The sequence below is a fragment of the Mycolicibacterium sp. 624 genome (assembly GCF_040548615.1).
Taxonomy (GTDB): domain Bacteria; phylum Actinomycetota; class Actinomycetes; order Mycobacteriales; family Mycobacteriaceae; genus Mycobacterium.
The window spans coordinates 364,845-373,003 of the sequence record NZ_JBEPRZ010000009.1 but is presented as its reverse complement, the minus strand read 5'-3'; the positions used below and the strand labels follow the sequence as shown (position 1 = coordinate 373,003).

The following is an 8,159-nucleotide window of genomic DNA, read 5'->3' as shown; positions in this document are numbered from 1 at the left end:
CACCTCGCTGATCATCGTGGTCTCGGTGACCCTGCTGGTCTCACTTGCCGTCTACGGCTCCAACGGCAACTTCAACCTGTCGGGATAGGGAGAACATCGATGTCTAGCTCAGCGGTTCGCCCGCTCGCGGGCCTGGCCACCGTGCTTGTCCTCGTCGCGATCGTCGTCTTCGCGCTCGGCATGTTCTCGGGCGGCTTCGGAACCACCGTGCCGGTCACCGTGGTCTCCGAACGCGCTGGCCTCGTGATGAATCCGCAAGCCAAAGTCAAGATGCGCGGCGTTCAGGTCGGCCAGGTCGAGTCGATTGAGACCACGTCCGACGGCAGGGCAGTCCTGCACCTGGCTATGGATCCCAAACAGCTGAACGACATCCCGGGCAACGTCGACGTCAACATCACCTCCTCGACCGTGTTCGGCGCGAAGTTCGTGGAGTTGGTGGCACCGTCGAATCCGTCGTCGAAACCACTGGCCAAGGGCCAGCAACTCGACGCCCAGCACGTCACCGTCGAGACCAACACCGTCTTCCAACAGCTCACCTCAGTGCTGAAGGCCATCGACCCCGTCAAGCTCAACGAGACCCTGTCCGCGCTCTCGGGTGCACTGAACGGGCGCGGCGAGAAACTGGGCCAGACCGTGACCGACTTCAACAAGTACCTCAAGCAGATCAATCCGAGCCTCGAGAACATCAGCCGCGATCTCGAACTGGCCCCCGTCGCGCTGAGCGCATATGCCGACACCGCACCGGATCTCGTCGACATCATCGAGAGCACCACCAAGGTGAGTGACACCCTGGTGGACCAGGAGCAGAATCTCGACGCCTTCCTCATCAGCGCCGTCGGACTGGCCGACACCGGCAATGACGTGGTGGGAACCAACCGTCAGGCACTCACCGACGTCATGCGCATGCTGGTGCCGACGACCGATGTCGCGAGCAAGTACTGGGAGAACCTGCGATGCGGGCTCCAGGGACTGAACACCTTCGTCCACAACCCGCCGCCCGACCGCCCAGGAGTCGACGTCTCCGCCAGCTTCACGCTCGGTGTCGAGCGCTACCGCTATCCCGAGGACCTACCGAAGGTCAACGCCACGAGCGGTCCGTCCTGTAAGGATCAGATGCTGCCGACCGTGCCGAATGGAAAGCGCCCACCCTTCCTCGTCGCCGACGTCGGTGCCAACCCGTGGAAGTACGGTAACCAGGGCATCCTGCTCAACTCCGATGCGCTCAAGCAGGCGTTGTTCGGACCGATCCAGGGCCCGCCGCGGAACAGCGCGCAGATCGGAATGCCAGGATGACCCGATCACGCGGCACCATCATCAAGTTCGGCATCTTCGCGGCGATCATGTCGCTGCTGACAGTGTTCCTGTTCTTCACCTTCGGGCAGTACCGCACCGGATCCACCAACGGGTATTCGGCGGTCTTCACCGACGCCTCACGGCTGGCCACCGGCGACACGGTCCGGGTGGCCGGCATCCGAGTCGGAACCGTCACGGACGTGTCGCTGCAGGCCGATCGCCAGGTGCTGGTCAAGTTCGACGCCGATCGCGATATCAAGCTGACCAGCGGCACGAACGCGGCGATCCGCTACCTCAATCTGACAGGTGACCGCTACCTGGACCTCATCGACGGTCCCGGCTCGACGAAGCTGATGTCACCAGGATCGCAGATACCGGTCGACCGCACTCAACCCGCCCTCGATCTGGACCTGCTCCTCAGTGGACTGAAGCCGGTGATTCAAGGTCTGAATCCCCAAGACGTCAACGAACTCTCGTCGGCCCTGATCCAGGTCTTCCAGGGCCAGGAGGGCACGCTCGACTCCCTGTTGGCGAGGACATCGTCGTTCACCAGCACGCTGGCCGACGACAACGAGAACATTCAGGGGGTGATCGACAACCTCAACGTGGTGCTCGGCACCATCTCCAAGGACGGCGATCAGTTCTCCGGTGCTGTCGATCGACTCGAGAAGCTCATCAGCGGGCTGTCGCAGGACCGGGACCCGATCGCCACCGCGATCTCATCGCTGGACAACGGAACCGCGTCGATCGCGGATCTCCTCACCGAGGCACGGCCTCCGCTGGCGGGCACGGTGGATCAGCTGAATCGCCTGGCGCCCAACCTCGAAAGCGGCAAGGGCTATCTCGACGGAGCATTACAGCGCGCTCCTGGCAACTATCGCAAGCTCGCACGGATCGGCGCCTACGGCTCCTTCGTGCAGTACTACATCTGCGAACTCTCCATCCGCGTCACGGATCTTCAGGGCAGAGCGTCGTTCTTCCCCTTCGTGAAGCAAGAAAACGGAAGGTGCGCTGAGCCGTAATGCTGAAGTATCGCGCAGCCAGTCTCGTCCGCGCCGGTTTCATGGGCGTTGTTCTGGCCATCCTGATCATCGCCGTTGGGCTGCAACCCGAACGCATACTCGCGTATGCCACGTCGCTCCAGTACAAGGCGCTGTTCAGTGAGGCCGGCGGCATCATCGTCGGTAACGACGTCACCCTGTCCGGCATCAAAGTCGGTGCGGTGACCGATGTTTCACTCGACAATGGCGATGCCCTCGTCGCTTTCACCATCAACGGCAAGTACCCGCTGGGGTCGGAGACCACAGCACACATCAAGACCGGCACGCTTCTCGGTGAGCGGGTGCTGAGCCTGGAGTCCTCGGGCAGTGGGAAGTTGGACCGCACCGAGGCCATCCCTGTCTCGCGGACGTCATCGCCGTACTCGCTGAGCGATGCGGTCGGTGAGCTGACGGAGAACACTGCCGGCACCGACACCGGGCAGCTCAACCAGTCACTGGACACCCTGTCGACGACTCTGGACCAGATCGCACCGCGACTGGGGCCGACATTCGACGGGCTGTCCCGGGTCTCCCGGTCGTTGAACAGTCGCAACGAAACCCTTGCCGACCTGCTCAAGGCCGCCTCCGATGTCACCGGAATTCTGTCGGAACGAAGCCAGCAGGTGAACAGCCTGATACTCAACGCCAACGATCTCCTGGCGGTACTGGTCGAACGTCGTCAGGCGGTCGTCGACCTTCTTGCGAACACGTCGGCGGTGTCCAAGCAACTGGTCGGCCTGGTGGCGGACAACGAGGCGGAGTTGGCACCAACGCTGGAGCGGCTCAACAAGGTGAACGAGGTGTTGGTGCGCAACCGCGACAATCTCGCCAAGGCGATCCCCGGCGCGGCCAAGTACCAGACCACGTTGAGCGAGGCCGTGTCCAGCGGCGCGTACTACACCGCATACGTGCCGAACTTCAACCCCGGCGGGCTGATACAGCCGTTCCTGGACTACGCATTCGGCTTCCGCCGAGGTGCATTCGGCGCCGGCGCACCGCCCACTTCACCCGAGACCGGGCCGCGGGCTGAACTGCCCCTGCCCTACAACTCACTTCCCGGGGGTTCACGGTGATGTCGGAGAAGTCTCGAAAGTGGCTCGTCCCCACGGTCGCTGGGGTGCTCGTGCTCGCCCTCCTCGGCGGGGGCTTCGTCGCGGCCCGTGCACTGTTCTTCGGGCCCACCACGATCACCGCGTTCTTCCCGACGGCGACGGCCATCTATCCCGGCGACGACGTCAGGGTCTCAGGTGTCAAGGTCGGCACGATCGCATCGATCGAGCCGCAGGGCACGCAGACCAAGATGACCATGAGGGTCGACAGGTCCGTACCCGTGCCCGCTGACGCGTCGGCGGTGATCGTCGCTCAGAACCTGGTCGCCGCCCGCTATGTGCAGCTCACACCGGCATACCGGACAGAGGGCCCGAAGATGGCCGATGGTGCGGTGATTCCGACGGACCGGACCGCGGTCCCCGTCGAGTGGGATGAGGTCAAGCGCCAACTCGAGCGGCTCGCCACCGATCTGGCTCCCACCGGAGACACGTCCACCAGCTCGGTGGGTCGCTTCATCGACAGTGCCGCCAACGCCTTGGACGGCAACGGCGACAAGCTGCGCGCGACGCTGGCCGAACTCTCCGGGGCAGGCCGAATCCTGGCCGAGGGGAGCGGCAACTTCGTCGGCATCATCAAGAACCTGCAGGTCTTCGTCACGGCGCTGCGGGACAGTAACCAGCAGATCGTGTCCTTCAACGATCGTTTGGCGACGCTGTCCAGCGTGCTCGATGGCAGCAAGTCCGATCTCGATGCGGCGCTGACCAATCTGTCGGTCGCCACCGAGGAGGTGAAGCGATTCGTCGCGGGTACCCGAAACCAGACCGCCGAGCAGATCCAGGGACTGGCCCAGGTCACCCAGACGTTGGTCGACGTCAAGGATGACTTCGAACAGGTCCTGCACGTCACACCAACGGCCTTCGCCAACGGCTACAACATCTACGACCCGGATATCGGCGCGGTCCGCGGTGGCTTCTCGATCCCCAACCTGGCGAGCCCCATGCAGTTCGTGTGCGGCATGATCGGCGCCACGCAGAACACCACCGCGCCCGAGACCGCGAAGCTGTGCCACGACTACCTCGGTCCCGCGCTGCGGCTGCTCAACCTGAACTACATCCCGGTTCCGATCAACCCGTACCTGGCCAGGTCGGCCGCCCCGCACAACATCGTCTACGCCGACCCCAAGCTGGCACCCGGTGGTGAGGGCGGTGCGCCCATGCCACCCGAGACGCCGCCCGCGGTCTCGGCGTACACCGGTCTGGACGGCGATGTTCCGCCGCCGCCCGGCATGGGACCACCAGGGGTTCCGCTGCCGACCAACGAGCGAACGCCGCTGCAGCCCTTCCCCGCGCTGTATCCCGGCGCTGAGGTGCCCACACCGGCCGACACGCGGATCGGCCCTCCGCCTCCGGAGCCGGCCGCGGGACCAAGCCTGCCGGCAATGCTGCTGCCCGGCGAGGCCCCGCCACCGGCTCCGGGCCCGCCGCTCGGGCCGCCACTTGCCGCTGAGGGGACGCCATGATGAGTGGAGCAATTGGGCGGCTGCGCACGCGAGGAGCAATTGGACTGCTGCGCACGCGAGGAGCAATTGGACTGCCGCGCACGCGAGGAGCAATTGGGAGGCTCTTCGCCGCGGGCACCTGTGTGGCGTTGACCGCCACCGGGTGTGCGTTCCAGGGAGTCAACTCGCTGCCCCTGCCGGGCGCGGTCGGGCGTGGTTCCGACGCGGCGGTCTATCACGTGCAGATTGCGAACGTCTCGACGCTGGAGTCGAATTCGCCAGTCCTCATCAACGACGTCGTGGTGGGCAGCGTCGGCAAGATGGAAGTTCAGGACTGGCACGCCAACGTCGAGATCTCCGTCGAGCCCGGCGTGGTCATCCCGGCCAATGCCGTCGCACGGGTTGGGCAGACAAGCCTTCTGGGTTCGATGCATCTGGCGCTGGACCCGCCGCTGGGTCAGTCGCCCGAGGGCCAACTGACACCGGGGTCCACGATCGGGCTGAACGAGTCGTCGACCTATCCGACCACCGAGGAGACGCTGTCGTCGCTGTCCGTGGTGGTGAATGCGGGCGGCTTGGGCCAACTCGGCGACGTCGTCCACACGTTCAACGCCGCGCTGTCCGGTCGGGAGGAGGACTTCCGCTCACTGCTGACCGAACTCGACACGTTCATCGGCACTCTGGACAGCCAGCGTCACAGCCTCGTCGCCACGATCGACGCACTGAATCGGGTGGCCTCGAACTTCGCCGACCGGCGCGAGGTGATCGACCAGGCGTTGCAACGGATCCCACGTGCACTCGAGGTCCTCGATCGTGAGCGTCCACAGCTCACCACCGCGCTCACCAAGCTCGGACAGTTCAGCGACACCGCCAACAGGCTCGTCAATGACACCCAGGCCGACCTGGTGCGCAATCTGAAGAACCTTCAGCCGACCATTCAGGCGCTCGCCGACGTGGGACCGGACCTGGACGCCGGCATCGCCTACGCGACGGTGTTCCCCTACGGTCAGAACCTCATCGACCGGGCCGTCAGAGGCGACTTCATCAACCTCTTTGCGACGGTTGATATCTCCGGACCGCGGCTGCGCAAGTCGATATTCCTCGGCACACGTGCCGGCCAGGAGGGCCGGGACCTGGTGCCGATGCCCGGCGAGCCGTACTTCCAGCGCTACACCTACGACCCGATCGGTCGCCCGCTGGCACCGCCGCCACTGGGCGGACCGTTGGGGCCGGTGCCCCCGAACAATCCGGGTTTGAATGCCGACCCGCCGGGGGCGGAACGCAGCCTGCCGGGGCCGGGTGCCGTGCTGGCTCCGCCACCGCCGGTCACAGCACCCGTGCTACCCGTGGTCCCGCAGGCGAAGACCGACGGTGCGACGATCGAGACTGTGCCGCCGCCAGGCGGGGGAGGGCCCATCTTCGCCGGGCCGTACCCACGCCCGGCGCTAGTTGGAGGTAACTGATGCTGACTCGCTTCATCAAGATTCAGCTGGCGATCTTCACGGTCGTCTCGATCATCGGCGTCGCGGTGATGGCGTTCACCTATGTTCAGGTGCCGACGCTGCTGGGACTCGGACGCAACGTCGTGACGCTGCAGTTGCCCTCCTCGGGAGGCCTCTACCGATTCAGCAACGTGACGTACCGCGGCGTCGAGGTCGGCAAGGTCACCGATATCAAGGTCACCCCCAATGGTGCGGAGGCGACGATGTCGATCGCAACGTCGCCGAAGATTCCGGCCGACCTGCAAGCGGAGGTCCGAAGCGTCTCGGCCGTCGGTGAGCAGTACGTCGACCTGCGGCCGCGTACCGACTCGGGTCCCTACCTGCAGAACGGTTCGGTCATCACCGCGGAGAACACCACGATTCCGGCACCCGTCGGACCGGTGCTGGACAAGGTCAGCAATCTGGTTGACACGTTCCCCACGGATCGGTTGAGTGCGCTTCTCGACGAGACGTACAAGGGATTCAACGGTGCTGGTTACGATTTCGGCTCACTGCTGGACTCCGGTGCGACACTGAGCGCCGACCTGAACAGCGTCGCCGGGCAGACCCGCACGCTCGCCGATGACGCTCGACCGCTGCTCGAGGGACAGGCCCAGAACGCTGACGCGATCCGAACCTGGGCGCGCAGTCTCGCCGGTTTCACCGGCCAGCTCGCGGCCAGCGATCCGCAGTTTCGCACTGTGCTGCAAACGTTCCCAAGCTTTGAGGGCGAGGTCTCAGGGCTGCTGAATCAGCTCAAGCCGACACTGCCAGTGTTGCTTGCGAACCTCGGCACCGTCGGCGAGATCCTCATGACGTACAACGCGTCACTGGAGCAACTCCTGGTGCTGCTGCCGCCGTACATCGCTCAGCAGCAGGCGTATACGGCGACGTCGGACTCAACCGGTGCGCCGCGCGGCGACTTCGCCGCCACAGTGAGTGATCCGCCGGCATGTACCGTCGGGTTCCTTCCGCCGTCGTCGTGGCGATCACCCGCCGATGAGTCCGATATCGACACCCCGGACGGCATCTACTGCAAGCTGCCGCAGGATTCACCGATCTCGGTGCGCGGCGTGCGCAACTTTCCCTGTATGAGGAAGCCCGGTAAGCGAGCACCGACCGTCGCGATCTGCAACAGCGACAAGCCGTTCGTGCCACTGGCGATGCGTCAGCACGCGACGGGACCCGCACCGTTGGACCCAAGCTTGATCGCGCAGGGCATTCCGATCGATGACCGGGCCACCCTCAGCGATGACATCCACGCTCCGATTGAGGGCACCCCGCTGCCGCCAGGGGCGGTTCCCTCGGGTACACCGCCCGGTGTGTCACCACTCGAGGCGCCTCTGGCACCGCTGGCGCCCACGGCACCTGCGGCGCCCGTCCCACCGCCCCCGCCGGCCGGTAACTCCTTGAACGGACAGCCAATACCGGCGGCGGGACCGCCGCCGGGACCCGCGACCGAGGCCGCGTCCGTGGCGCCGGCAGGGGAGGCACCGCCGGTGCTCCCACCCGCTGAGCCGCCGCTCGCATCAGGCGATGGATCGGTTCCCCAGGCTGCACCGAGTTCGTTCGGTGCCAAGCCTGGAGCTGGCCCCTCGGTGGCGGTTGTCGAGTACAACCCGCGCACGGGCGAGTACATCGGTTCCAACGGCAAGCTGTACACCGTGACGAATCTGGTGGCGGGCATGCCGCTGCCAAAAACGTGGAAAGACCTGATGCCGCACTAGAACTCACGCAATAGCGCCCCCCTGCCGGACCGGTGGGGGGCGTTCTTGCGGGTGTTTCAGTCGGCGATCA

6 protein-coding genes and 1 pseudogene are annotated in these 8,159 nt (G+C 65.3%); all 7 read left to right on the top strand.

Going from position 1 to position 8,159, the window contains the following annotated elements; genetic code table 11:
• Window positions 1-88, top strand: a pseudogene (locus tag ABIA65_RS30245) (ABC transporter permease); the annotation flags it as partial.
• A gap of 11 nt (window positions 89-99) precedes the next feature.
• The gene (locus tag ABIA65_RS30240) at window positions 100-1,293 is read left to right on the top strand and encodes an MCE family protein (RefSeq protein ID WP_354525851.1); all 1,194 of its coding nucleotides are present in this window, start codon (window positions 100-102) and stop codon (window positions 1,291-1,293) included.
• Window positions 1,290-2,315: an MCE family protein gene (locus ABIA65_RS30235; RefSeq protein ID WP_354525850.1), complete on the top strand. Its 1,026-nt coding sequence runs from the start codon at window positions 1,290-1,292 to the stop codon at window positions 2,313-2,315. Before ABIA65_RS30240 ends, ABIA65_RS30235 begins: the two co-directional genes overlap by 4 nt.
• Window positions 2,315-3,406, top strand: coding sequence for an MCE family protein (locus ABIA65_RS30230; RefSeq protein WP_354525849.1), 1,092 nt, complete (start codon window positions 2,315-2,317; stop codon window positions 3,404-3,406). The genes ABIA65_RS30235 and ABIA65_RS30230 overlap by 1 nt, the downstream gene beginning before the upstream one ends.
• Window positions 3,406-4,902 (top strand): MCE family protein, encoded by a 1,497-nt coding sequence (locus tag ABIA65_RS30225; protein WP_354525848.1) that lies wholly within the window; start codon window positions 3,406-3,408, stop codon window positions 4,900-4,902. Before ABIA65_RS30230 ends, ABIA65_RS30225 begins: the two co-directional genes overlap by 1 nt.
• Window positions 4,902-6,344, top strand: coding sequence for an MCE family protein (locus tag ABIA65_RS30220; RefSeq protein WP_354525847.1), 1,443 nt, complete (start codon window positions 4,902-4,904; stop codon window positions 6,342-6,344). Before ABIA65_RS30225 ends, ABIA65_RS30220 begins: the two co-directional genes overlap by 1 nt.
• Window positions 6,344-8,089, top strand: a complete 1,746-nt coding sequence (locus ABIA65_RS30215; protein WP_354525846.1) for an MCE family protein — start codon at window positions 6,344-6,346, stop codon at window positions 8,087-8,089. Before ABIA65_RS30220 ends, ABIA65_RS30215 begins: the two co-directional genes overlap by 1 nt.
• Window positions 8,090-8,159: the final 70 nt, after the last annotated feature.

What these genes read in the sequence shown, in the direction of transcription:
- ABIA65_RS30240 (WP_354525851.1), top strand. Translation starts at nt 100, where the DNA reads ATGTCTAGCTCAGCGGTTCGCCCGCTCGCGGGCCTGGCCACCGTGCTT.
- ABIA65_RS30235 (WP_354525850.1), top strand. Translation starts at nt 1,290, where the DNA reads ATGACCCGATCACGCGGCACCATCATCAAGTTCGGCATCTTCGCGGCG.
- ABIA65_RS30230 (WP_354525849.1), top strand. Translation starts at nt 2,315, where the DNA reads ATGCTGAAGTATCGCGCAGCCAGTCTCGTCCGCGCCGGTTTCATGGGC.
- ABIA65_RS30225 (WP_354525848.1), top strand. Translation starts at nt 3,406, where the DNA reads ATGTCGGAGAAGTCTCGAAAGTGGCTCGTCCCCACGGTCGCTGGGGTG.
- ABIA65_RS30220 (WP_354525847.1), top strand. Translation starts at nt 4,902, where the DNA reads ATGAGTGGAGCAATTGGGCGGCTGCGCACGCGAGGAGCAATTGGACTG.
- ABIA65_RS30215 (WP_354525846.1), top strand. Translation starts at nt 6,344, where the DNA reads ATGCTGACTCGCTTCATCAAGATTCAGCTGGCGATCTTCACGGTCGTC.